Source organism: Pseudarthrobacter sp. NamE2, from assembly GCF_005796205.1.
Taxonomy (GTDB): domain Bacteria; phylum Actinomycetota; class Actinomycetes; order Actinomycetales; family Micrococcaceae; genus Arthrobacter.
The window spans coordinates 1-1,411 of sequence record NZ_VAHN01000039.1 but is presented as its reverse complement, the minus strand read 5'-3'; the positions used below and the strand labels follow the sequence as shown (position 1 = coordinate 1,411).

Annotated in this window: 1 protein-coding gene; it reads right to left on the bottom strand. The window is 67.1% G+C overall.

The genetic code is table 11. The features are described 5' to 3' along the window. Window positions 1-327: 327 nt before the first annotated feature. On the bottom strand, window positions 328-1,411 hold a 1,084-nt coding region (gene gcvT, locus FDW83_RS18895), incomplete at its 5' end, for a glycine cleavage system aminomethyltransferase GcvT (protein ID WP_138139601.1).

The following is a 1,411-nucleotide window of genomic DNA, read 5'->3' as shown; positions in this document are numbered from 1 at the left end:
TATTCCTAACTAGAGAGTTGGTGGCGGGGTTGGGTGCGCTTGGCCGAATTCCTCCGCGTGCTGCTCCTTCGTCGCTTTGACGCACGCTTCCGGAATCCGCTCACCCGCCGACGACATCTCACCTTTGCTGCCAACCGCGGATTGTTGAACCGGAGACCGTGAGTAGCGCGGCCCCTGTGGGAGTGGTATCCGGAAACGTGCGTCTAAGGGAGCGTAACGTCCGCTCAGCGGGCGTCTACGCGACCGAGCACGCCGAGGATGCCAGTCCCACCCGGCCAAAGGCGACCACGGGGTTGCGAACCACGGTGCCAACGGGGTTCCGACTATTTATGTGGCGCGTTTGTAGAACGGGAGTTCGACGACTTCGAAGGGCTCTGCCTTGCCGCGAAGGTCGATGTCCAAAGCGGTGCCTAAGGCGGTGTGCCCGACGTCGACGTAGGCCAGTGCGACCGGGTAGCCGAGGGTGGGTGAGGGCTGGCCGGAGGTCACCTCGCCCACGACCGCACCGTCCTTGAGGACCAGGTAGTGGGCGCGGCCGGCGCGGCGGCCGAGTCCCTTGAGTCCGACAAGGCGGCGGCCGCTTGTGGTTCCGGCACCGGCTTCCTTCCGGGCCGCCAAAGCAGCTTTGCCCACGAAGTCGCCTTCCTTGGACAACGCGACGATGCCGCCCAGTCCCGCGGCGAACGGGTCACCCTGCAGTGACAGTTCGTTGCCGTACAACGGCATCCCGGCTTCCAGCCGGAGGGAGTCGCGGGACGCCAGCCCGGCGGGGGTCAGCTCCTCATCGGCGACCGCCAGCAGGACCTGCCAGAGGGCAGGGGCAGCGTCGTTGGCAACGAAGATCTCGAACCCGTCTTCGCCCGTGTAGCCGGTGCGGGCAACAAGAAGTTCCTGGCCGGCGCCGCCCGCCAGCAGTGGAACCTCCACCGCGGCGTAATACGGCAGGCCTATGACGTCGCCGTGCCGGTCGGCCGGCACCAGGCGGAGCAGGAACTCCTGCGCTTTGGGGCCCTGCACCGCGATCAGCGACGTCTCGGCGGAGGCATCGCGGACCTGGACGTTGAACCCGGCAGCCCGCTCCTCCATAGCGGCGGCAACCACCGCTGCGTTGCCGGCGTTGGGAACCACCAGGAACACGTCCGTACCGTCCGGCGCCGCCGGCCGGCGGTACGTGATCAGGTCATCGATAATCCCGCCGTCGGCGTTGCAGATCAGCGAGTACTTCGCCTTGCCCACGCGCATGGCGGAGATCTTGCTGACCAGGGCGTAGTCCAGGAATGCTGCGGCCTCAGGGCCTGCCACCCAGATTTCGCCCATGTGGGAGAGGTCGAACAGGCCGGCGGCGTTGCGGACGGCGTGGTGTTCGGCGAGCTCGGAGCTGTACTTCAGCGGCATCTGCCAGCCGCCGAAG